A 22,649-nucleotide genomic window follows, 5' to 3' on the forward strand; every position below is an offset into this window, starting at 1 on the left:
GTACCCCCATCCCCCAGCGAAACGAAATCGTTTCGCTTGTGTCCTGCACCACAAGTTGCCCCGGGACCCGCGCACCGAAAACATTGGGGGGTGAGTGACGACGTCGCGTATCTCCGTTTCCCGCACCTCCACCAGGACTTGCTGTGCTTCGCGGCCGAGGACGACCTCTGGGTCGCCCCCCTCGCCCCCGCGGGGCACCGCCCAGGACGGGCCTGGCGGGTCACCGTCGACCGGACCCGGGTCAGCCATCCACGCTTCTCGCCCGACGGCTCCTCCATCGCCTACACCACCTGGCGCACCCTGGACCCCGAGATCCACCTCGCCCCGGTGGACGGCGGCCCGGCCCGCCGGCTCACCCACTGGGGCTCGACGGACGCCCGGGTCTGCGGCTGGAGCCCCGATCCGGGCGAGGCCTGCCAGATCCTCGCCGTGTCCTCGCACAACCAGCCGTTCTCGTACTTCTCCTGGGCCTACAGCGTCCCCACCGACGGCGGCCCCGGCGGCAGGCTCCCCTGGGGCCCGGTCTCCGACATCGCGGTCGCCGACATCGACGGCGAGCGCCGCACCCTGCTGCTCACCGGCACGCCCCCGCACGAACCGGCCGCCTGGAAGCGCTACCGGGGCGGGGCCATGGGCCGCCTGTGGCTGCACGGCGAACGCCTGCTCCCGGACATCGACGGCCACCTCGCCAACCCGATGTTCGTCGGCCGTCGCATCGCGTTCCTCTCCGACCACGAGGGCGTCGGCAACCTCTACTCCTGCCTGATGGACGGCACCGATCTGCGCCGGCACACCGACCACGACGCGTTCTACGCCCGGAACGCCTCCAGCGACGGCCACCGGGTGATCTACCAGTGCGCCGGCGACCTCTGGCTGGTCGAGGACCTGGAGGCGCCCGACGCCACCCCGCGCAAGCTGGAGGTACGCCTCGGGGGCCCGCGCACCGGCCGGCGCGTCCACCAGGTGCCCGCCGCCAGCAACGTCGACTCGCTCTCCGTCGACGAGACGGGCCGGGCCAGCGCCGTCACCGTGCGCGGCAGCCTCTACTGGCTCACCCACCGCGACGGCCCCGCCCGCACCATCGCCGACACCCCGGGCGTACGGGTGCGGCAGCCGGAGATGCTCGGCAGCGGCGGGCAGGTCGCGTACGTCACCGACGCGGACGGCCCGGACGCGGTCGAGATCGCCTACCTGCCCCGCGCCAGCGGCGACCGCCCGCCGCGCAGGCTGGCCTCGGGGCTGCTGGGCCGGGTCCAGGAGATGATCTCCGACCCGGAGGGCGAGCGCCTCGCCATCGCGTCGAACGACGGCCGCCTGCTGCTCCTGGACACGGCGGAGCCCGAGGTGGAGGCGGAACCCTCGGAACCCTCGGAAACCGCAGCGAAGCCCCCCAGCGGATCGACCCGCGCCGACCTCCACGCGGCCACGGGCGCGGCGGCCCCGGACAGCGCGGCGCCGGTCGACGAGCACCCCGGCCTCACGGAGCTGATCCGCTCGGTGAACGGCCCGGTCCGCGATCTGGCCTTCTCCCCCGACGGCGACTGGCTGACCTGGTCGCACCCGGGCGTCGGCCGCTCGCTGCGGCAGATCAAACTGGCCCGGATCTCCGGCCCCGGCGCCCCGGTGATCGTGGACGTCACCAACGGCCGCTTCGAGGACGAGAACCCGGTCTTCACGGAGGACGGCCGCTATCTCGCCTTCCTCTCCTGGCGCGGCTTCGACCCGGTGTACGACGTCCACACCGGCGACCTGTCCTTCCCGCTCGGCTGCCGCCCGTATCTGGTGCCGCTCTCCTCGGCGACGCCCTCCCCCTTCGCCCTCTCGCCCGACGGCCGCCCGGCGGCGGGCGGCCTGGACCCGATAGACGTTCCGGAAGCAGGAGGTACGGGCGAGGGCTCCACGGTCATGGTCGAGTTCGAGGGCCTGGAGAGCCGGGTGACGCCGTTCCCGGTCTCCGCCTCCAAGTACTCGGCCCTCGCCCCCGTGAGCGGCGGCGGTCTGGTCTGGCTGCGCTGGCCGATCTCGGGGGCGCTGGGCGAGACGTTCGCGAACCCGGCCGACATGTCGGGGCGGCCGACCCTGGAGCACTTCAACATCGCGAAGGCCCGGAAGACCGAACTGGTCGACCACCTCGACTGGTTCGCGGTCAGCGGCGACGCGTCCCGCCTGGTCGTGATGGACGACGGCGAACTGCGCGCCCTGCCGGCGACCGAGCCGGGCGACACCGATTCCACGGTCTTCCTGGACCTGCGCCGCATCCTGCACGAGGTCGACCCGGGGGCGGAGTGGCGGCAGGCGTACGGGGAGGCGGGCCGGATCATCCGCTCCTACTTCTGGGAGCCGGACATGTGCGGCATCGACTGGGACGGCGTACTGGACCAGTACCGCCCGCTGGTCCAACGGGTGGCCTCCCCCGACGAGTTCGCGGACCTGCTGCGCGAGGTACTGGGCGAGCTGGGCACCTCGCACGCGTACGTCTCCCCCGCCCGCCGCAACGAGGGCCCGCCGCACTACCAGCGGGCGATCGGCCTGCTCGGCGCCAACCTGGTCTGCCGGGAGGGCTCCTGGATCGTCCAGCGCATCCTGCCCGGCGACTCCTCGGACTCCAAGGCGCGTTCGCCTCTGGCGGGTACGGGAATCAGGGAGGGCGCGGTCCTCACCCACGTCGACGGCCGCCCGGTGGACCCGGTGACGGGCCCGTACCCACTGCTGACGGCGGCCGGCGGCACCACGGTCGAGCTGACGTTCTCCCCGGCCGGAGGAGGCCCCTCCCGCCGGGTGGCGATCATGCCCCTGATCGACGAACGCCCCCTGCGCTATCAGGACTGGGTGGCCAAACGCCGTGACGTCGTACGGGAGTTGAGCGGCGGCAAGTGCGGCTACCTGCACATCCCGGACATGGGCGGCTCGGGCTGGGCCCAGTTCAACCGGGACCTGCGCCTGGAGGTCTCCCGCCCCGCCCTGATCGTGGACGTCCGGGGCAACGCGGGCGGCCACATCAGCGAGCTGGTCGTCGAGAAGCTGACCCGCAGGATCCTCGGCTGGGACCTGACCCGCAACGCCCAGGCGGTGAGCTACGCCTCCAACGCCCCGCGCGGCCCGGTCGTCGCCCTGGCCGACGAGGCGACCTCATCGGACGGCGACATGATCACCGCCGCGTTCCGGCTGCTGAAGCTGGGCCCGGTGGTGGGCCAGCGCACCTGGGGCGGCGTGGTCGGCATGACCGGCCGCCACCGCCTGGGCGACGGCACGGTGATCACGGTGCCGATGAACGCGGCCTGGTTCGACACGTACGGCTGGTCGGTGGAGAACCACGGCGTGGAACCGGACGTGGAGGCCCTGCGCACCCCACTGGACTGGGCGGAGGGCCGCTACCGCGTCCTCGACGACGCGGTCCGCCTGGCCCTGGACCTCCTGGCCGCCCACCCGGCGGCGACCCCACCGTCGTACGACACGGCCCCGAACCTGCGGCGGCCACCGCTGCCGCCGCGGTGACCCGGGGCTCCGTAGAGTTCATGGGCAATCGACGGGCGCCGGCAGCCCGAACAGACCATAGGTAGGCGGCTCCAGTGCGGACATCGACGGTCGGCCTGTTCTCGAACGGCCCGGTGAGGCGACTGATCGACCTCGCCATAACGGTGCAGGATTCGAAGGGGCAACTCTCCCTCGATGACGAGATCCGGCGCTACATCCGGGTGATCGAAACGAATTGGACCGCGGACTGGAACTGCCCGGTCTACACGGCAGCGGCTGCGCTGGACCATGCCGGAGAGTCCGTGGCGTCATCAGGATCACTCGATGGCTACCCTCCGGAATTCAGAGAGAAGGTCGCAAGGGCGGCCGAAGGCATGAATCCGTCGGAATACCTCCACATCCTCGCGGAAACAGTGAGAGTACTGAACCGCAGCCCCTATCCAGAATACGACGAACTCCCCATGGCAGGATGGGAGTTCCTGCAGACCTTCCCGTCGCTCTACGGCTTCAACGCCATCCTCATAGATGAGGACGGCCTTCCCTTCTCCGGCCTGGTCGGGAGGTTCGTGGCCGCGGAGCACCCGTACTGCCACGAGCGCGCGGCCGCCCTGTCCACAGAAGCGCAACGCGCCCTCGCGCTCTTCCCCGGAGAGCGGTGCGTCGCGCGGCATCTCATCTGGGCCACTCGCGACGGGCTTCTGGAACTGATCGACACGGTCAACGACCACATGCGGCGCGAGCATTCATGACAGCGCGAGCATTCATGACAGCACTCCGAAACCGGTCCACCGACCAGCGGGCAACAAGAAGGAGGCGCACCCGGTCACCCGGATGCGCCTCCTGACGTAACGCGTACGCACGCGCACAGCGCAGCGCGCACGCGTCACACCTCAACGACCGTCAACGGTCAAAACGCTCGCGCGCCTGGTCCGCCGCGTCCTGGGCACGGTCCTTCATGCCCGAGGAGGAGCCCGGCTTCTTGTCGCGGGCCTGCTGGCCGCGCTCCTGAGCCTCGTCCTTGCCCTGGCCGGCCTTCTGCTTGGCCTGGTCGGCGAGCTCCTGCGCCTTGTCCTTGAACTGGTCTGCGATACCCATGCTGTTCACTCCTGTGGGATGCGTGGGGGTACGTGTGGGGTGGCCCCCTGCGGGGCCGTGCTCAGCGTTACACGACCCGACATCCCGCGCATTTCGGACCGCTACCCACCGTCACCCACGGTCCGCGCGCTCCGCACGCGCGTCCTGGTCCGCCACTCCCCCGGCCCCCACCAGGCCCTTCGACACGGTGTGGAGGCGCGGCTCGAAGCGCCGCATCTCGCGCTGTCCGCCGATCGCGATGACCGAGGGCAGATAGCCGCGGACCGACTGCATCCCGCGCAGCCACCACTGGGCGTACACATGCGGGGAGCGGCGGGCGATGCCGTCCACGATCCGGTCGACGGCCGGGCCCAGCGGGTACGTACGGTTCATCGGCCACGGCAGCCGCTGGCGCAGTTCGCGCATCACGTCGTCCTGGTCCGCGCCGCGCACCATGTCGGTGTCGGTCCAGGAGAGATAGCCGACGCCGACCTTGACGCCCTTGTAGCCGACCTCGGCGCGCAGGCTGTGCGCGAAGGCCTCGACGCCCGACTTCGACGCGCAGTACGCGGTCATCATCGGGGCCGGGGTGATCGCGGCCAGCGACGCTATCTGGAGGAAGTAGCCGCGGCTCTCCATCAGCACCGGCAGGAAGGCCCGGCCGGTGACCGCGCCGCCGATGAGGTTCACCTCGATGACCCGCCGCCAGGCGTCCGGGTCGGAGTCGACGAAGGGGCCGCCCGAGGCGACGCCCGCGTTGGCGACGACCACGTCGACCTTGCCGAAGCGTTCCTTCACCTCGCGTGCCACCTGGGCCATCGCCTCGTGGTCGGTGACATCGGCGAACCAGTGGTCGCTCTCGCCGTGCAGCCGCTCGGAGACGTGCTTCAGCTCGTCCGCCTCCAGTCCGACCAGGGCGAGGGTCGCGCCGCGCGCCGACAGCTTGCGGGCCAGCAGTTCGCCCACGCCCCGGGCCGCGCCGGTGACGACGACGACCTGGCCCTCCAGACTCCGCCTGCTGCTCATGCGACATCCTCCTTCGCGGCCGTGGCGGCCGTCCCCGTGGTGGCCGTCCCCGTCGTGACGTACCGGGTGACCAGCTCCCGTATTTTCCCCGTGACCGCCTCCGGGGCCTCCACCGGCGTCATGTGCCCCATGCCCGTCAGCTCGGTCAGGCCGAGACCGACCGGCAGCGCGGCCGCTATGGCCCGCGCGTGGACCGGCGGGGTCAGCCGGTCGTCCGCGCCGGCGATCACCGCGGTCGGCACCCGCAGCTCGCGCACACCCGCCGCGAGGTCCAGCTCGGCGAGCACATGGCCCCACTCCACCCTCGCGCGGCGCGGGCAGGCGTGCACGATGCGGGCGCAGGCATCGACCCGGTCCGGGGCCGAACCCCGGCCCATCGTCGCGCACTTGAGGATCTTCCTCGAGACCGGGTTGACCGGGCCCAGCGGTGCTTTCGCGCCCAGTACGGCGGTGGTGAGCCGGGTGCGCAGCGCGCCCGCGCGCAGCGGCAGGACGCGCGCCTCGGCGGTCAGCCGCGTACTGCCGGTGGAGCAGAGCAGCACGGCGGCGGCGTGCTCGCGCAGTCCCGGGCGGGCGGCGGCGGCCATCAGCGTCATTCCACCCATGGAGTGCCCGGCGAGCACCGCCCTGCGGCCCGGGGCGAGCGTCCCGGCGAGGACCGCTTCGAGGTCGTCGGCCAGGGCGTCCGTGCTGTAGCCGCCGGGGCCCGGTTCGGGGGTGAGCCCGTGGCCTCGCTGGTCGTAGGCGATGACCCGGTGGTCGGCGGCGAGATCGCGTATCTGGGCGTCCCAGAAACGGGTGTTGCAGGTCCAGCCGTGGGCCAGGACGACGGCCGGGGCGTCCTCGGGGCCGTGCAGTTCTACGTGTATCCGCGAGCCGTCGGCCGACCGTACGGTCAGTTCGGCCGCGGGCACCGGGGCGGCCGTGTCGTGGTGCGGGAGGCGGCTCATCGGGTGGCCTCCTCGGCGACGGATCCGCTGTCCGAAGCGGCGGTCACGGTCTCGCGGTCGGTGCGGCCGGGCTGTTCGGGTACGCGCCCGGACCCGGCGGCCCGCTGCGTGCCGCCCGTCGCGCCGGCCCGTATGACGTCGTACTCCGCGAGGTCCACCGAACGCGTCTGCCGCCGGAACTCGCCCGTCGTGCCCGGCCAGACCGTCGTATTGCGGCCCGCCTCGTCCAGGTACCAGCTGGTGCAGCCGCCGGTGTTCCACACCGTGCGCTTCATCCGCTGCTGGACGCGGTTGTTCCACGTGGTGACGGCGGTGGAGCGGGCGCCGAGCGCGGCGCGGCCGCCCAGCACGTTCAACTGCCGCAGATAGTCGGCCATGTAGTTCAGCTGGGACTCGATCATCAGGATCATCGAGGAGTTGCCGAGCCCGGTGTTGGGGCCGATGATCGTCATCCAGTTGGGGAACCCGGCGGCGGTCGCGCCGCGCAGCGAGTTCATCCCGTCCTTCCAGGACTCGGCGAGCGTGATGCCCTCCTCGCCGACGACCCGTTCCGCGATCGGCATGTCCGTCACATGGAAGCCGGTGCCGAAGATGATCGCGTCGACCTCCGCCTCGGTGCCGTCGGCGGCGACCACCGTGTTGCCGCGTATCTCGCTGAGTCCGGAGGCGACCACGTCCACATTGGGCTGGGCGAGCGCCGGGTAATAGGTGCTGGAGAGCAGGATCCGCTTGCAGCCGATGCGGTAGTCGGGGGTCAGCTTGGCCCGCAGGGCCGGGTCCTTGATCGCCCGCGCCATGTTGGACTTGGCTATCTTCTCCACCAGGCCGAGCTGGTCGGGGTGCTTGGTGAAGGCGCTGACCTGCAACTCCCGTATGCCCCACAGCAGTCCACGGCGTGCGGTGCCGGTGACGGGGACGGCCCGGTGGAGCGCGCGCTCGGCCTTGCTGATCGTGCGGTCCATGCGCGGCATGACCCACGGCGGGGTGCGCTGGAAGAGCGTGAGCTTCGCGGTCTTCGGCTGTATCGCCGGGACGATCTGGATCGCGGACGCGCCCGTTCCGACCATCGCGACGCGCTTGCCGGCCAGGTCGTAGTCGTGGTCCCAGCGCGCGGAGTGGAAGACCTTGCCGGGGAAGGAGTCGAGCCCGGGTATGTCCGGCATCTTCGGGTCGGAGAGCGGACCGGTGGCGGAGACGACGACATCCGCGTGGAGGGTCGTGCCGTTGGCGGACTCGATCACCCAGTACAGGTTCTCCTTGTCCCAGCTCATCAGCTTCACCTCGTGGTTCAGCCTGATGTGCGGGCGGAGCCCGAAGGTGTCGGCGACGCGCTCCAGGTAGGCCCGGATGTGCTCCTGGCCGGAGAAGGTGCGCGGCCAGTCGGGGTTGGGCGCGAACGAGAACGAGTAGAGGTGGGACGGTACGTCGCAGGCGCAGCCGGGATAGCTGTTGTCGCGCCAGGTGCCGCCCACCGAGTCGGCCCGCTCCAGGACGACGAAATCGGTGATGCCTTCGCGGCGCAGCCGGACGGCGGCCCCCAGGCCCCCGAATCCGGTTCCGATCACCGCCACACGTACGTGCTCCTGCTGGGCCATGCTGCCGCCTCCCGCGGTACGTCACACGACTCTGCCAGCAATCACTGGCATTGTTCGGAGAGTAGAGCAGGACCGTACTGATGGGTAGGGGGCGGACCGAGGAAAGTTACCGGCGGTACAACATAGGGTGCCCCTGTGGCTGAAGGACGCGAGCACCGCGAATACCGCATGGAGGAGCTGGCCGAGGAGGCCGGCATCACCGTGCGGACCCTGCGCTTCTACCGGGAGCGCGGACTGATCCCGCCGCCTCGCCGCGAGGGCCGCATCGCCTGGTACGACGACCACCACCTGGCCCGGCTGCGGACCATCACGGGCCTGCTGGAGCGCGGCCACACCCTCAACGGCATCGCCGACCTGGCCGCCACCTTCGAGAGCGGCCGCGATGTCGCCGAGGTGCTGGGGCTCGGGGAGCCGACCGAGGAGACCCCGGTCCGGCTCACCCCGGAGCAGCTCGCGGACTACTTCGAGGGCGAGGTCACGCCCGAGAACCTCGCCACCGCACTGGACCTGGGCTATCTCGCCACCGACGGGGACGAGATCGTGCACATCAGCCGCCGCCTCCTGGAGGTGTCGGCCGAGCTCGTACGGGAAGGGGTGCCGCTGTCCACGGTGCTCTCCTCGGGCCGCCGCGTCCGCGAGCACGCGGACGCGCTCGCCGAGATCTTCGTACGCGTACTCCATGCCCACGCCGCCGAGACCGAACCGGCCCAACTGCGGCCGCTGGCCCGCGCGGTGGTGGACGCGGAGCTGTCCATGGCCCTGGACCGGAGGCTGCGCCGCGAGGACGGCACACAGCCCCCGAAGGCGTAACAGCCCGCGCTACCGCTCGTAGACGACCGTCACCGGCGCGTGGTCGCTCCAGCGCTCGCCGTGCGTGGCCGCCCGCTCGACCCAGGCCTTCACCGCGCGCCCGGCCAGCCCCGGGGTCGCCATCTGGTAGTCGATCCGCCAGCCGCTGTCGTTGTCGAAGGCGCGGCCACGGTAGGACCACCAGCTGTACGGGCCTTCGACGTCCGGGTGCAGCGTGCGCACGACGTCGACGTACGCGGCCTCCTCCAGGACGCGGGTCAGCCAGGCGCGCTCCTCGGGGAGGAAGCCGGAGCTCTTGCGGTTGGCCTTCCAGTTCTTCAGGTCGGCCTCCTGGTGGGCGATGTTCCAGTCACCGCAGACCACGACCTCACGGCCGTCCGCAGCGGCCCGCGCCTTCAGGCCCTGGAGGTAGGGCAGGAAGGCGGCCATGAAGCGCTCCTTCTCGTCCTGCCGCTCGGTGCCGACCTCGCCGGAGGGCAGATACAGGCTCGCGACGGTGACGCCGGGGAGGTCGATCTCCACATAGCGGCCGCTCGTGTCGAACTCCTCCGCCCCGGGGACCCCGAAGCCGCCGAAGCCGATCTGGACCCGCTCGGGCGCCTGCCGCGAGTAGAGCGAGACACCGGCGCGGCCCTTGGCCGCGGCGGGCGCGTGGACGGTGTGCCACCCTTCGGGGGTGCCCACCCCTTCGGGCAGCTGGGCGAGCTCGGCCCGCACTTCCTGGAGGCAGACCACATCGGCGTCGGTCCCCGCCAGCCACTCGACGAAGCCCTTCTTCGCGGCGGCACGGAGCCCATTAACATTCACGGAGGTCACTGTGAGCATCCCGAAACAGTACCCACTCCACCCCTACGCGTAGATATACGATACACAGCATGCTTATTCAGCCACGCCCCTTCGACCACCCCGACGCCGTCAAACTCAACGACCAGGTGCAGCTCGAATACGACGAGCGCTACGGCGATGGGGGCGATCTCACACCGCTCGACCCCTCGATGTTCCTCCCGCCGCGCGGCCTGTACCTGCTCGCCTACGACGAGCGGGAACGCCCGGTGGCGACCGGCGGCTGGCGGACCCAGGACCGCAACGACCAGGGCTACTGGGACGGCGACGCCGAGATCAAGCGGATGTTCGTGATCCCCGAGGGGCGCGGCAGGGGTCTGGCCCGGCGGATGCTGGCCGCCCTGGAGGAGGACGCGCGCGCCGCCGGCCGGATCCGGATGGTGCTGGAGACCGGCGACCAGCAGCCCGAGGCCATCGCGCTGTACGCGTCCAGCGGCTACACGGTGTGCGAGAAGTTCGGCCACTACCGGGAGTACGAGAGCAGCATCTGCATGGCCAAGCCGCTCCAGCAGCCCGGGGCGTGATCCTTCGCCCCGGGGTACGGCTCCGGGGCGGGGGTCAGCGCACCCGCGCGACCCCCACGTAGAACCCACTGCGCTCCTGGGCGGGCGCGGGCCGCTCCTGGTACCACTCGGCGGCGGGCACCAGACCCGGCGCGACCAGCTCCAGCCCCTCGAAGAACGGCTCGACCTCCGCGCGGGTCCGCATCCGCAGGGCGATGGCCCCCTTCCGGTACGCCCTCTCCGTCTCCTCCCGCAGCTCCGGGTGCTGGTCCGCCGTGCCGTGCGACAGCACGAGGAAGCTGCCCGGGGCCAGCGCGCCGACGAGCGTCCGCGTGATGCCGTACGGATCGTCCTCGTCCCGCAGGAAGTGCATCAGCGCGATCAGCGACAGGGCGATCGGCCGGTCGAAGTCCAGCGCCTTCCGCGCCTGTCCGAGGATCGCCTCCGGCTCGCGCACATCGGCGTGCAGATAGTCCGTCGCCCCCTCGGGGCTGCTGACCAGCAGCGCCTCCGCGTGCCGCAGGACGATGGGGTCGTTGTCCGCGTAGACGATCCGGGCCGCCGGGGTGATCCGCTGGACGATCTGGTGGAGATTGGGGGCGGTGGGTATGCCGGTGCCCACGTCCAGGAACTGGTCCACGCCCTCGCGCGCCAGCCAGGCGGCGGCCCGGTGCATGAAGGCCCGGTTCCGCGCGGCGTTGGCCCGCGCCTCGGCGGGCAGCTTCTCCCCGACCTCCTGGTCGACCGGGTAGTTGTCCTTGCCGCCGAGCAGCCAGTCGTAGACGCGCGCCGGGTGGGGCTTGCTCGTGTCGATCGGGTCGGCGGACGTCACAGCAGCCACTCCTCCGTACGGAACCGGCGCCGGCACCTTCGCCGACGCCCCGGAAAGCGTACGCCGCCGACCGTCAACCAACCACCTGGGCAGGGCGGTTGGTCACGCGGACCCGCCGAGCACCAGAACCACATGCTCGTTCTCCCCGTGCTTCACCGTGCCGGTCGCCACGAAACCGCACTTCTCCAGCAGGCGCACCGATCCGGTGTTCCCGATGACGGGGTCCGCGTACAGCGGGCGGACCGTCTCCCGCTCCAGGAACGCGGTCAGCGCCCCGGTGCCGGTGCCCCGGCCCCAGTACGGACGGCCGAACCAATAGCCGATGTAGCGCCGCTCCCCCTCCCACCAGGCCACGATGTTCCCCGCCGTCTCGCCGTCCACGACCACCGTCTGCACGAAGACGGTGGGGTCCCCCAGCACCTTCGCCTTCCAGTGCGCCATGAACGCCTCCCGCTCCCGGGGCGGGAAGCGCGATCTCCGGACCGCCTCCGGGTCGTGCTCGTACGCGAGAAAAGCCTCCAGGTCGGCTTGTTCGACATCCCTGAGCCGCACGCCGGTCTCCATGTTCCCCATGCTCTCCATGCCCACCGAGTCTGGCACCCGCCACTGACAACGGCCCGCCGCTCAGCGCGGGGTGGCCAGCACCTGGGTCCAGTAGGGGCCGCGCGGGGAGTCGGCGATGCCCACGCCCACGTGGACGAAGTCGCAGTTGAAGATGTCGTCGTCGCGGCCCGGGCTGTTGCGCCACTCCTCGACGACGGCGGCCGGATCGCTCATGCCCGTCGCGATGGTCTCCCCGACGGCCGACCAGTCGTAGCCCGTGGCGCCGACCCGGTCGCCCGCGCCCCGGCCCGAGGAGTCGGTGTGGTCGAAGTAGTTCCGCGCGGCCATGTCCTCGGAGTGCCGCTGGGCGACCCCGGTCAGCCGGGGGTCGGTCTCCAGCTCCGGGCAGCCGTTCGCGGCGCGCAGGGTGTTGACCCGGGTGACCACACCGGCGTCCGGGCCGGGGCGCGGCGTGCTGGGCGCGGGCGACGCGGAGGGCGACGGGGCGGCGACGGGCGGCCGGGAGGCGGAGACCGTACGGCTCGGTGACGGCGAGGGCGTGGGCGAGACCGTGGAGGGCGAGGGGAGCGGCTCGGCGGGGGCGTTCGCGGGCGGCGGGGGCGAGGGGCTGTACGTGACGCCGCCGCCCCGGGATTCGGGCGGGGCGGGGGCGGAGGGCCAGATCAGTACGGCGAGGGCGGTCACGGCGGCCGCCCCGGCTATGAGCCCCGCCGCCTTCCCGGCCGAGAACGCGGCGGACGCGGAGGCGGAAGGAGCGGCGGCGGAAGGGGCGGCGGCGGCCGCGCCGGCCGGTGCGGCCGAGGAGGCGACGGCCACCGCCGCCGACTGCCCGCTGTCGTAGAACGGCACCACCAGGGCGAGCCCGGAGAGCAGGCCCTCCGGCGGGACCAGCCCCGCGCTGCCGTCGGAGCAGGAGGCGCAGCCCCGTACATGGCGGGCGATCCGCTTGCGCCACAGCGGCGTCGGCGTACCGTCCCAGTCGCCCAGCAGCTCCTCCAGGGCCGGGCAGCGGGGTTCGGAGGCCAGGGCCCGGACGACCGCGCGGCCGACGTCGAGCTGGTTCTTCACCCGCTGGACGCGTACGGCGGCGTGCTGCGGGGAGAGCCCGAGCGCCTCGGCGAGCTCGGGCCGGGTGAGGTCGCCGGTCGTCTCCAGCCACCACAGCGACAGCACATCGCGTTCGGAGTCGTCCAGCCAGCGGGTCGCCTCGGCCGTCTCGCGCCGCTGCCCGGAGAGTTCGAGGCGCAGGATCGTCAGGTCGACGAAGTCGGCGGCGGGGTCGGCGGGCTCCTCGGTCGCCTCCAGCGGGGCGGGGCGGTGGCCGAGGCCGGACCAGCGGGTGCGGACCTGGTTCATGGCGATGGCGACGAGCCAGGAGCGGAAGCGGGCCGGATCGCGCAGGGAGGGCAGTCCGGACAGCGCCCGGAGCATGGTCTCCTGCACCACGTCGTCCACGTCGGGATGGCCGTTGAGGGCGCGCCCGACGACGTTGTAGACCAGGGGGAGGTACTGGGCGGCCAGCCGTTCCCCGGCGGCCCGGTCGCCGTTCCTCGCCGCGATGACCAGAGCGGTGCTGTCCACGCCGTTCACGCCCTTCGTTCGGTTCGCCACCGGATGTGGGACAGGTCACCCCTGGGAGATTTGTTATCCGTCCCCCGTCCGGTGGTCAACCAGTATGCGGGGGCCTGTCGGCCGTCCCGCCGAGAGAGTGCCGGGAACGGGAGGGACATGTCGAGCAGAACGGACATCGACGAGGCGCACGTCACCGCGGCGCGGACGGGCGAGGCCATCACCACCTCGGCCCTGCACGCGGCGGCGACCGGCGCCGACACCTTCCCCGGGGTCCTGCGGGAGGCGCTGAACCGCCGCGGGCTGTCCCTGGAGCGGGTGAGCGAACGGCTCAGGGTGCGCGGCATCGCCATCAGCCAGGCGACCCTCAGCAGCTGGCAGCGCGGCCGCAGCCAGCCCGAACGGGCCCGGTCCCTGCGGGCGGTGGAGGTGCTGGAGGAGATCCTGGAGCTGCCCGCCGGGGCTCTGCGCTCGCTGCTCGGGCCGCGCCGCCCGCGCGGCCGGATCACACCGCCGGGCGCGGAGGGGGCGGCGCTCCAGATCCTCGGGGAGGACTCGGTGGTGGAGAAGGCGCTCGGCGCGCGCTTCCGCCACTTCAACCAGGAGACCGGTTCGCTGGTCGTCCACGACATCGTGAAGATCGGCGAGAGCGGCACGATGACCGGGATCTCCACCACGAACGTGCTGCGGGCCAGCCGGGCGGGGGCGGACCGGGCGATCTTCGTGCTCAGCTTCGACGACGAGGCGGCCGAGCCCGTCGACATCAGGGTCACCTGCGGACGCCTGGTCGAGGCCACGTATCTGAAGGGGCTCAAATCCCTGGTGCTGGAGATCCACTTCGGCCGGGAGCTCGCCAAGCTGGACACCACGGTGGTGAGTTACGCGGTCGATGTGAGCCCGTCCGAGACGCCGGCCACGCATTACGAGCGCTGGTCGCGGACGAACCTCCACGAATACCTCCAGCAGGTCTTCTTCCACCCGGGCGCCCTGCCGACGGACTGCCACCGCTATGTCCGGGAGAAGGTCGGCGCCCCGCCCCGGGGCCGGCGGCGCATCCCGCTGAGCGACGCGCACAACGTCCATGTGCTCACCTCCCGGTGCAAGCCCGGTGTCCACGGGGTGGCGTGGGACTACGGGACGGGAACAGATGGAACGGGAGGCCGCCCAGGATGAGTGGACGGCCTCCCGCGTGTGGGGGGTGGCCTCGGGCCGGCCGGTAACCCGGCTTCGGTTACTTGGTGTTGAGCGTCAGCCCGTAGTACGCGAGGGCGTCGTCGAGCGGCTGGAAGTAGGAGGAGCCGGGCGAGTCGACCTGGCCGTTGCAGCGCTGGTTGCTGGGACCGCCGGACGTCATGCCCTGGGCCTGGTCACCGGAGATGTACGCGCCTCCGCTGTCCCCTCCCTGGGTGCAGACGCTGGAGCTCGCCAGGCCGGTCACGACGGTGTCCGGGCCGCCGTTCTGGTCGGTGTAGGTGACGCTGACGTTGTACGAGCCGACCTTGCCGCAGGTCCACTGGGTGGTCTGGCCGGACTTGCAGAGCGCCGCGCCGGAGGGGGCCCGTGTGCTGCCCTTGACCGGGACGGTGCCGGCCTTGCCGTACGTGGTGACGTCGAGGCCGATCGAGTTGCCGGAGTCGACGGCGGCGATGCCCATGTCCACGCTGCGGGTGCCCAGCGCGAAGCGGGTGTGGGTGCCCTTGGCGAAGCGGGTGCCGTTGTAGGCCAGTTCGGGCAGGTCCTCGATGCAGTGCCCGGCGGTCACGAGCACCTCCTTGCCGGAGCTGTCCTTGGCGCCGTAGCCGACGGAGCAGAGGTAGCCGTTGAAGGTCATCCGGCTGCCGGGCGGAACGACGGCCTGGGTCTCCAGCTTCTCCTGCCCCTTGACGACGCGTACGGCGTCGCCGTTGCTCTGCGCGGCCTTCAGGAAGCTGCGGGTCGCGGCGTCGGAGTCGCCGTTGACCTCGACGGTCACGGTGTCCGACGCGAGGTCGACCGACCAGGCCGACACTCCGGCCGGGGCGCTCTTGAGCGCCTTGGCGTCGAGCTCGGCCTTGATGCGGCCGAGCTTGCTCTCGCCCCGCTCGGGGACCCTGGCCTGGAGACCGGCTGCCCGGACCTCCTTCGCCGCATCGGCGTCGGCGGCGTTGACGACCAGTGAACCGTCCTCGGCGAAGAAGGCCCCGAGCGTGCTGACCCGGTCCTTCCGCAACTCCGCGAACCGGTCCTGCTGCTGGGCCTCGCGGTCCAGCCGCCGCACTGCGGCCTTCTCGCTGACGCCGAGGGTCGTGGCGAGCGCCTTGACCATCTCCGGCTGGTAGGCCGGCGCCGCCGCGGGGGCCGAGGGTTCCATCGTCGTACCGGCGTAAGCACCTGTGGCGACTCCGGCCGACAGGAGGGCGCCGACGGAGGCGGCGACGATGTATCTGCGCGCGTTCTTCTTTCCGTGCTTCACGCGATTCCTTCCGCTACGCAGGCGAGCGTCCAGACAATGGGGGGGGTGGCCACACCACGCCTGGGGAAGCGTGATGTGTTCCATGGACACTGCCCGGCGGCGATGACATGTTCCTGTCGCCGCGCCTCGAACTCTGGCGCAGCCGGAAGTGCCGCGACAAGAAGCGGCGGTGGGGCTCTTTTCTACAGAACTGGCCGAGAACTGTAGAGAAACGTCCGGCTCCGGCACTCAGCCGTCGCATATCACGCTCAGAGAAGGAAGCCGGCCGGGAACGGGTCGTCAGGATCGAGGAAGAACTGTGCGGTCGCGGTCACCCAGGCCCGGCCGGCTATCGAGGGAATCACCGCGGGCCGCCCTGCCAGCGTCGTCTCCTCCAGAATCCGGGCGGTGAATCGCGTACCGATGAAGGACTCGTTGACCAGGACCTCGTCGATGCCCAGTTCGCCCCGGGCATGCAATTGGGCGACCCGGGCACTCGTCCCCGTACCGCAGGGAGAGCGGTCGAACCACCCCGGATGAATGGCCATCGCGTGTCGCGAGTGGCGGGCGTCCGAGCCCGGCGCGGTGAACTGCACATGATGGCAGCCGGAGATGTCCGGCGACTCCGGATGGACGGGACGAAGCTGTTCGTTGACGGCATCCATGACCGCGAGTCCCGCGGCGAGAATGCGCGGCCCTTCCCGCCGGTCGAAGGGCAGGCCCACCCGGTCCAGCGGAAGAATGGCGTAGAAATTGCCGCCGTAGGCCAGGTCCAGGAGCAACGGACCGTACTCCGGTACGTCCACGACGGCGTCCTGCCGGTCCATGAACGAGGGGACGTTCCGCAGCGTCACGCTCAGGGCCGCGCCGTCCGCCACCTCCACCTCGGCCACGACGAGCCCGGCGGGCGTGTCCAGTCGGATCACGGTGCGGGGCTCGGTGACGGGCACCATGCCGGTCTCGACCAGCACGGTCGCGACGCCTATGGTGCCGTGCCCGCACATCGGCAGACAGCCGGAGACCTCGATGAACAGCACACCCCAGTCCGCGTCGGCACGGGTCGGCGGCTGCAGGATCGCACCGCTCATCGCGGAGTGTCCGCGCGGTTCGTACATCAGGAGCGTCCGCAGGTGATCCAGGTGGGCCATGAAGTAGCCGCGCCGCTCGGCCATCGTGGCGCCCGGGATCGTTCCGACGCCGCCCGTCACCACCCGGGTGGGCATGCCCTCGGTGTGGGAGTCGACGGTGTGGAGGACGAGTCGGCTGCGCATGCGGGATTCTCCCCTGCTGTTGCTGTGTCGGACTGCTCGGCCGGGGCGGGCCGGCTCAGCGGATCAGGCGGGCCGGCTCAGCGGTAGGCACGGGCCTGGAGTTCGAACAGTTCGCTGTACAAACCGTCCTGTTCCATCAGCTCGCTGTGGCTGCCCGACTCACGGACCGCGCCGTCCTCCAGCACGACGATCAGGTCGGCCTGCCGGACGGTCGAGAAGCGGTGCGACGTGAACATCACGATCGCGCCGTTCTCCCGGGACGCCGATTCCGCGTTGCGTTCGAAGCGCTGGAAGAGCGCGTGCTCGGCCGCGGGGTCGAGCGCCGCCGCGGGCTCGTCCAGGAGAAGCAGGAGGGGGTCGCGGCGGATCAGGCAGCGGGCGAGCCCCAGCGTCTGCCACTGGCCGCCGGACAGTTCGGCGCCGTCGCCGTAGCCGCGGCCGAGCAGACCGTCCAGCCCACCGGGAACCTTCTCCAGGACGGATTCGCCACGGGCCGCGGCAAGCGCCGCGAGGACCGCATCGTCATCGCCCATCACATCGACCGCTCCCACGCCGACGCTCTCCCTGACGAGCAGTTCCAGCCGGGCGAAGTCCTGGAACAGGGGGGCGACCCGTGCGTGCCAGTCGCTCGGCGACAGTTCCCGGAGATCTGTCCCGTCCACCAGGATCCGGCCCTCGGTGGGTCGGTAGAGACCGCACAGAAGCTTGACCAGGGTGCTCTTGCCCGCCCCGTTCTCCCCCACCAGGGCCACCGTCGAGCCGGCCGGGATCGACAGGTTCACCTGGTGCAGCACGGCCCGGTCGCTGCCCGGGTAGCGGAAGCCGACGCCGTCCAGCCGGATGCCGTCCCGCAGCCGGTCCGGGCCCGGCCGGGCGGGTCCGGTGGGTTTCGCGTCATCGCCGCCGGCCCAGTCACGCAGCCGGTCCAGCCGCTCGGCGGTCCGCCCCGCGCCCTGCAGAACGCCGAACAGCCCGACCGCCCCGGAGACCTGCACCGCCACCTGAATGGCGAGCGCGATGACCAGCACCACGTCACCGATTCCGGACGACCCGTCGGCGGCCTGGGCCGCGACGGTGAGCACCGCACCGCCGTAGGCACCGGCGAAGCAGACCTGCCCGGCCGCCCGCAGAGCCGATGCCTTCGCCTCGGCGCGGGTCAACGTACGGGAGATCGCAGCCCAGTTGGCCCGGTACCGGTGGATGAGGGCCTGCGCGCCGCCGGACAGCCGCAGCTCCATCACCGGCTGCGCCGAGGTGGCCAGGGTCAGCAGGTGCTGGCCCAGCCGGGTGCGCTCGGCCGACAGTTCGCGGGCGCCGTCCGACACCTCCTGGGCACGGCGTCCCAGCCATACGGGGATGACGGCGACCAGCGGCAGCAGCATCAGCCACGGGTTGACGGAGCCGAGCAGCAGGGTGGTGACCGTGGTCTGCAGGGTCAGCCCGACGACTTGGAGCAGGGCCTCCAGGGCGGCGCGTACGCGGAAGAGTTCGTCCCGGACCAGCGTCGTCCCGTTGGCGAACCGCGGCCGGTCGGCGTGTGCCAGTCCGGGCACTCCGTTGGAGACTTCGCACAGTTCACGGTGGAGGCGGGTCTCGAGCTGCTCACCGACCTCGAAGTAGTAGAGGTGCGCGAAGTGACTGAGCATCAGCTCCGCGAGGAGCAGGGAGGCCACGGCCACGGCGGCGGCCGAGGCCGCGGCGGCATGGCCCGCCAGGGCCTCGTCGGTGAGCAGGCGCAGGCAGAGCGCAATGCCGGGGGTGGCCAGGTATCCGAGAAGCAGCAGGAGGGCCGCGATCACCAGCCGACGGCCGCCGTGGCGGAGGGCGAGTCCTCCCAGCAGGCGGGCGGCGCGCAATGTGAGGGTCACTGGGCAGGCTCCAGAGTCGGCTGTGCGGTCCCGTCCGGCCGGTCGTCGGGCGCGGCGGAGTCGTCGAAGCGGGCCGCCTGAAGGCGGAACAGCTGGGCGTACGTTCCGTCGAGGTCCAGCAGTTCGTCGTGGCTGCCCCGTTCGGACACCCGGCCGCCGTCGAGGACGACGATGTGGTCGGCCCGCCGGACGGTCGAGAAGCGGTGCGAGATGATGACGCTGGTCAGCCCCTCGGTCAGGGCCAGGAAGCGGTTGTAGAACTCGTTCTCGGCGCGTACGTCGAGCTGAGCCGTGGGCTCGTCCAGCACCAGCACCCGGGCACCCGATTCGACCGCGTGGAAGGCTCGGGCGAGGGCGATGCGCTGCCACTGACCGCCGGACAGGTCCTGTCCGCCCTCGTAGCGCTGGGAGAGCACGGTGTCCAGGCCCTGCGGCAGCCCGTCGAGCAGCTCCCGGGCGCCGGCCCGGTCGATGGCCCGGTCGATGGCGGCGTCCAGGCCGTCGGAGGGGTCGCCGGGACGGCCGCTCGCGCCCATCGTGATGTTGTGGCGAGCGGAGAGTTCGTAGCGGATGTAGTCCTGGAAGATCACCGCGAGCCGCCGCTGCCAGGCGACGGTGTCGATGGTGGCGAGGTCATGGCCGTCCACGGTGAGCCGGCCGCTGTCCGGCCCGTACAGCTTGGTCAGCAGCTTGACCACCGTGGTCTTGCCGGCGCCGTTGAGACCGACGATGGCGGTGGACCGGCCGACCGGGATGTCGAGGTCGAGGCCGTCCAGGACGGCGCGGTCCGTGCGCGGGTACCGGAAGCCGACACCCTCGAACCGGATCGAGGTCACGGGTTCCGCGGCAGGTTTCCCAGGGACCGGCTCCCCGGTGGCCGACTCCCCCGCGGCCGGTTCCTCGGGCCGGGCGGCGGCGGGCAACGCGTGCTGTTCGAAGTCGCGGAGCGCGTGGAAGGCCTGCAGCCCGAACTGGGTCTGCGTGTCGCTCTCGGGGAAGTACACGCCGAAGCGCATGGGCACCAGCACGGTCTGCAGCATCACCACGATGCCGAAGAGTCCGAGGTCACCCGCGACGGCCTGCCGTACGGCGGTCAGCAGGAGCAGGACCGCTCCCACCAGGCCGGCGGCGGTGAACCAGATGAACGGGGCGAACAGCAGCCGGCGGCGCCCTTCCCAGAGCGCCTGGAGGTAGCGATCGCTCTCCTCGTCGTGCCGCGCTGCCAGCCAGTCGAAGATGCCCAGGATTCTGATCTCCTTGGCTGCGGACGGGCCCGATCCGATCGAGCGCAGGTAGGCCAGTTCGCGGCGCCGGCCCCCGAGGTCCCGCCACAGATCGGCGAACCGGCTGAGGGAGCCGCGCTGACCGAACCGGATCACCAGGGCGACCCCGCCGGCGAGCAGCCCGGGCCATGGGCCGAGGACAACCATCAACAGGGTGACCGCACCGGCGAGTTGACTGTAACGAGCGACCAGGGACAGTGCGCCCGCGACCGCTTCGCCGGGCGTCAGCGTGGAGCGGTTGAAGGCGTCACGCGCGTCCGCGAGCAGGGTGAGCGCCCGGGGTTCCTCGAGCGTCGGGATGCCGACCTCGCTCAGCGAGGCGGTCATGAGCCGCTCGGCGCAGTGGACATCGACCCGTCGGGCGATCACCCGGGTCAGATACCCCTGGAAGGGTGCGAGGACCTGCTGCAGCAGCAGAGCTCCGGCGCCCAGCCCGAACGGGGTGAGCACCTGCGCCCAATCGGAGCCGGAGCTGTCCAGCGCCGCGGGCACCCGCGCGATCATTGCCGCCATGCCGACCGCGAACCCGAGTGGCAGCAGGCCGAGCACCACGTTGAACAGGGCGGTGGCCGCGACCGTCGCGGGTCCTGCGGCGGGCATCAGGCCCAGGATGGGCAGCCACTGCCCGGTACGGCGCGCCACGAACGCGCGCAGCGGGGTGACAGGCACGTCGGACACGGGGTCCTCTCGTGGGGCACGGGGGGTGGGTGTGGAACGTGGCACGTGTCAGCCCTCGCCGTCCGGCCGGCCGCTGCCCTCCGCGACGGTCAGGCCCGCCGCTGTCCGCAGCACGTACCACTGGGGTGCGGTGATGTGCGGCGCGCCCTGCGATCCGTCGACGACCCGGGCGTGCAGTTCCTGGATCGAGAGACCCTCGGGACCGCCGGTGACCACCGCGGTGAGCGGCCGGTCGGGGTGGCCGGCCGTCGGACCGGTCGGCGCCGTCTCCATGACGACCCGGGCCCCTCCGGCGGCCTCGGACACCTGATGGGCCACCGCCCCGGGGTCGCACCATGAGCCGTCCGCCAGGATCCAGTCGGCGGGCCTGCCGACCCGGAGCTCCGGCTCGACGGCGTCGCGGATGTGGACACGGTCGAAGACGCTGTCCAGCAGCAGCCGTTCCATGGAGAACAGAAGCCGCTCCAGCTCGGGCCGGGAGAGGTAGTGGGTGTCGGCCATCAGGTTCAGGTGCAGTGCGTCCGGGGAGTAGGAGGCGTGCACGAAGTACCGGGCGTCCTGGCGTGGCCAGGAGCCGATGAACCGGACGGCGCTCTTGGCGGCCAGCGCCTCCAGGGCCGTTCGGGAGTGGAACGCCTCGGCTCCGCGGGCCGCTTCGAGGTCATCCCAACGGTCGCCCATACGCGCGTCGTTGAAGAACGCGGCGAGATCCGGCGGGCTGCCGCGGCGCAGGGCGACCCGGTCGAGCAGCTCGGCCCACGCCATCGGGTCGTAGCCGCTGTGCCGGTACGCGGACAGCGCCGGCCGGTACGACGCCCGTATCGCGTCCTCGAAGTCGCCGTCCGGCAGGTCCAGGACGAACAGCGCGTTCTCCGCCTGGGCGCCGACGAGCTCGCGCAGCCGGTCCTCGTTACGGTTGCCGGCGATCAGCTGGAGTGCGGCCACGGGGTGGCGGGAACGCCCGGCCAGCACCACCGCGGCGGCGGCCAGCAGGACGACGCTGGTCGTGGTGGAACAACGGTCGGCGAGGGCGCTCGCGGCGACCGCGCCCGCCGGTGACTCCAGTCGCAGCCGCAGGAAGCGTTCGGGGTCGTCCGCCGCCGCTCCGGGGGCCGGCGGGTGGTCGAAGTGACTGCGCGGGACGGCGGTCAGCCCGCGCTCCCAGAACCGCAGGGCGGCCCGGCCGCGTGCGGCGCCCGACGGATCCGCCTGGCGTTCGGCTTCCTGGCGGGGGGTCCACCGCGGTGGCGGGAGCTCGGCGCCGCCGAGCAGGGCCGTCAGGTCGCGCTCCACCACATGCAACGCTGTCATGTCCATGATCAAATGAGAGACCGCGATGGCGATCCACCTCGGCGCGTCGCCGTGGGAGAGGACGGCGAGGCGCAACCCGAACTCGCGCTCGTGACGGAAGGGGCGGGACACGAGCTCCGCGGCCAGCGCGGCGGCCGCCGACTTCGTCGGCTCGTCCGGCGACGAGCGCAGCGTCACGGCGATGGCGCCGTGGGCCACAACTTCCTGAACAGTGCAGTCGGTGGTGTCGGTGAACAGGGTGCGCAGCACTTCGTGCCGCTCCACCACCGCCCGCAGCGCCGCCAGCACCTGTTCGGCCGGCACGCCGTCAGGCACGGCGACGCAGCGCTGAAGGTTGAAGTAGGCGCTGTCGGAGCGCATCCACCTGATGGAACGCCAGATCGCCCGCTGCCCCCAGGTGGACGGGGCACGACCGGAACTTCCGAGGAATTCGATCACCGTACTGCTGGGCTCAGAAATTGCCATGCGAATTCCTTCGAAACCTTACATCGGGGAGCGAGGGATCCAGGCGTGAGATACGGCTGGGAAAAGGCGTCGGTGTATTCGCCTGCGGTGCGGGCCGATGAA

The 22,649-nt window shown here is 71.6% G+C and carries 18 protein-coding genes; 5 read left to right on the forward strand and 13 right to left on the reverse strand.

Annotated elements, in window-relative coordinates; genetic code table 11:
* Nucleotides 1-90 precede the first annotated feature (90 nt).
* Both ACIQPT_RS07560 and ACIQPT_RS07565 read left to right on the forward strand, forming a co-directional pair.
* Nucleotides 91-3,495, forward strand: coding sequence for a S41 family peptidase (locus ACIQPT_RS07560; protein WP_401153588.1), 3,405 nt, complete (start codon nt 91-93; stop codon nt 3,493-3,495).
* Between the two features lie 74 nt (nt 3,496-3,569).
* Nucleotides 3,570-4,223: a hypothetical protein gene (locus ACIQPT_RS07565; protein ID WP_401153590.1), complete on the forward strand. Its 654-nt coding sequence runs from the start codon at nt 3,570-3,572 to the stop codon at nt 4,221-4,223.
* Nucleotides 4,224-4,374: 151 nt separating this feature from the next.
* Here ACIQPT_RS07565 and ACIQPT_RS07570 read toward each other — a convergent pair whose 3' ends face one another.
* From ACIQPT_RS07570 to ACIQPT_RS07585, 4 genes are all read right to left on the reverse strand, one after another.
* Nucleotides 4,375-4,569, reverse strand: a complete 195-nt coding sequence (locus tag ACIQPT_RS07570; RefSeq protein ID WP_401153591.1) for a hypothetical protein — start codon at nt 4,567-4,569, stop codon at nt 4,375-4,377.
* 111 nt (nt 4,570-4,680) lie between these two features.
* Nucleotides 4,681-5,574 (reverse strand): SDR family oxidoreductase, encoded by an 894-nt coding sequence (locus ACIQPT_RS07575; protein WP_401153593.1) that lies wholly within the window; start codon nt 5,572-5,574, stop codon nt 4,681-4,683.
* Nucleotides 5,571-6,524 (reverse strand): alpha/beta fold hydrolase, encoded by a 954-nt coding sequence (locus ACIQPT_RS07580; protein WP_401153594.1) that lies wholly within the window; start codon nt 6,522-6,524, stop codon nt 5,571-5,573. The genes ACIQPT_RS07575 and ACIQPT_RS07580 overlap by 4 nt, the downstream gene beginning before the upstream one ends.
* Complete coding sequence (locus ACIQPT_RS07585) at nt 6,521-8,119, reverse strand: flavin-containing monooxygenase (RefSeq protein ID WP_401153595.1); 1,599 nt, start codon at nt 8,117-8,119, stop codon at nt 6,521-6,523. Before ACIQPT_RS07585 ends, ACIQPT_RS07580 begins: the two co-directional genes overlap by 4 nt.
* A 168-nt stretch (nt 8,120-8,287) precedes the next feature.
* On the opposite strand from ACIQPT_RS07585, the gene ACIQPT_RS07590 reads away from it, so the two are divergent.
* Nucleotides 8,288-8,929, forward strand: a complete 642-nt coding sequence (locus ACIQPT_RS07590) for a MerR family transcriptional regulator (RefSeq protein WP_401154168.1) — start codon at nt 8,288-8,290, stop codon at nt 8,927-8,929.
* A 9-nt stretch (nt 8,930-8,938) separates the two neighbouring features.
* Here the strand turns inward: ACIQPT_RS07590 and ACIQPT_RS07595 are convergent, their stop codons facing one another.
* Nucleotides 8,939-9,754 (reverse strand): exodeoxyribonuclease III, encoded by an 816-nt coding sequence (locus ACIQPT_RS07595; protein WP_401153597.1) that lies wholly within the window; start codon nt 9,752-9,754, stop codon nt 8,939-8,941.
* A gap of 50 nt (nt 9,755-9,804) precedes the next feature.
* Here ACIQPT_RS07595 and ACIQPT_RS07600 point away from each other — a divergent pair, with 50 nt between their 5' ends.
* On the forward strand, nt 9,805-10,296 hold the full coding sequence (locus ACIQPT_RS07600; RefSeq protein ID WP_401153599.1) for a GNAT family N-acetyltransferase: 492 nt from the start codon (nt 9,805-9,807) through the stop codon (nt 10,294-10,296).
* A gap of 34 nt (nt 10,297-10,330) precedes the next feature.
* On the opposite strand, the gene ACIQPT_RS07605 is transcribed toward ACIQPT_RS07600, so the two are convergent.
* From ACIQPT_RS07605 to ACIQPT_RS07615, 3 genes are all read right to left on the reverse strand, one after another.
* Nucleotides 10,331-11,107 carry an SAM-dependent methyltransferase gene (locus tag ACIQPT_RS07605; RefSeq protein WP_401153600.1) on the reverse strand — a complete coding sequence of 259 codons (777 nt, stop codon included), beginning with the start codon at nt 11,105-11,107 and terminating at the stop codon, nt 10,331-10,333.
* A gap of 102 nt (nt 11,108-11,209) precedes the next feature.
* On the reverse strand, nt 11,210-11,671 hold the full coding sequence (locus ACIQPT_RS07610; RefSeq protein ID WP_401154170.1) for a GNAT family N-acetyltransferase: 462 nt from the start codon (nt 11,669-11,671) through the stop codon (nt 11,210-11,212).
* Between the two features lie 60 nt (nt 11,672-11,731).
* Nucleotides 11,732-13,261: a sigma-70 family RNA polymerase sigma factor gene (locus ACIQPT_RS07615; RefSeq protein ID WP_401154173.1), complete on the reverse strand. Its 1,530-nt coding sequence runs from the start codon at nt 13,259-13,261 to the stop codon at nt 11,732-11,734.
* Nucleotides 13,262-13,399: 138 nt separating this feature from the next.
* Here ACIQPT_RS07615 and ACIQPT_RS07620 point away from each other — a divergent pair, with 138 nt between their 5' ends.
* Nucleotides 13,400-14,413, forward strand: a complete 1,014-nt coding sequence (locus ACIQPT_RS07620) for a multiprotein-bridging factor 1 family protein (protein WP_401153601.1) — start codon at nt 13,400-13,402, stop codon at nt 14,411-14,413.
* 58 nt (nt 14,414-14,471) lie between these two features.
* Here the strand turns inward: ACIQPT_RS07620 and ACIQPT_RS07625 are convergent, their stop codons facing one another.
* The 5 genes from ACIQPT_RS07625 to ACIQPT_RS07645 all read right to left on the reverse strand — a co-directional run bounded on the left by ACIQPT_RS07625 (nt 14,472) and on the right by ACIQPT_RS07645 (nt 22,547).
* Nucleotides 14,472-15,692: a S1 family peptidase gene (locus ACIQPT_RS07625; protein WP_401153603.1), complete on the reverse strand. Its 1,221-nt coding sequence runs from the start codon at nt 15,690-15,692 to the stop codon at nt 14,472-14,474.
* A gap of 248 nt (nt 15,693-15,940) precedes the next feature.
* Nucleotides 15,941-16,942 carry a proline racemase family protein gene (locus tag ACIQPT_RS07630; RefSeq protein WP_401153605.1) on the reverse strand — a complete coding sequence of 334 codons (1,002 nt, stop codon included), beginning with the start codon at nt 16,940-16,942 and terminating at the stop codon, nt 15,941-15,943.
* Between the two features lie 77 nt (nt 16,943-17,019).
* Nucleotides 17,020-18,810 carry an ATP-binding cassette domain-containing protein gene (locus tag ACIQPT_RS07635; RefSeq protein WP_401153607.1) on the reverse strand — a complete coding sequence of 597 codons (1,791 nt, stop codon included), beginning with the start codon at nt 18,808-18,810 and terminating at the stop codon, nt 17,020-17,022.
* Nucleotides 18,807-20,771: an ABC transporter ATP-binding protein gene (locus ACIQPT_RS07640; RefSeq protein WP_401153608.1), complete on the reverse strand. Its 1,965-nt coding sequence runs from the start codon at nt 20,769-20,771 to the stop codon at nt 18,807-18,809. Before ACIQPT_RS07640 ends, ACIQPT_RS07635 begins: the two co-directional genes overlap by 4 nt.
* 48 nt (nt 20,772-20,819) lie before the next feature.
* Nucleotides 20,820-22,547 carry a condensation domain-containing protein gene (locus tag ACIQPT_RS07645; RefSeq protein ID WP_401153610.1) on the reverse strand — a complete coding sequence of 576 codons (1,728 nt, stop codon included), beginning with the start codon at nt 22,545-22,547 and terminating at the stop codon, nt 20,820-20,822.
* Nucleotides 22,548-22,649: the final 102 nt, after the last annotated feature.

It is taken from the genome of Streptomyces sp. NPDC091289, assembly GCF_044757365.1.
Classification (GTDB): domain Bacteria; phylum Actinomycetota; class Actinomycetes; order Streptomycetales; family Streptomycetaceae; genus Streptomyces.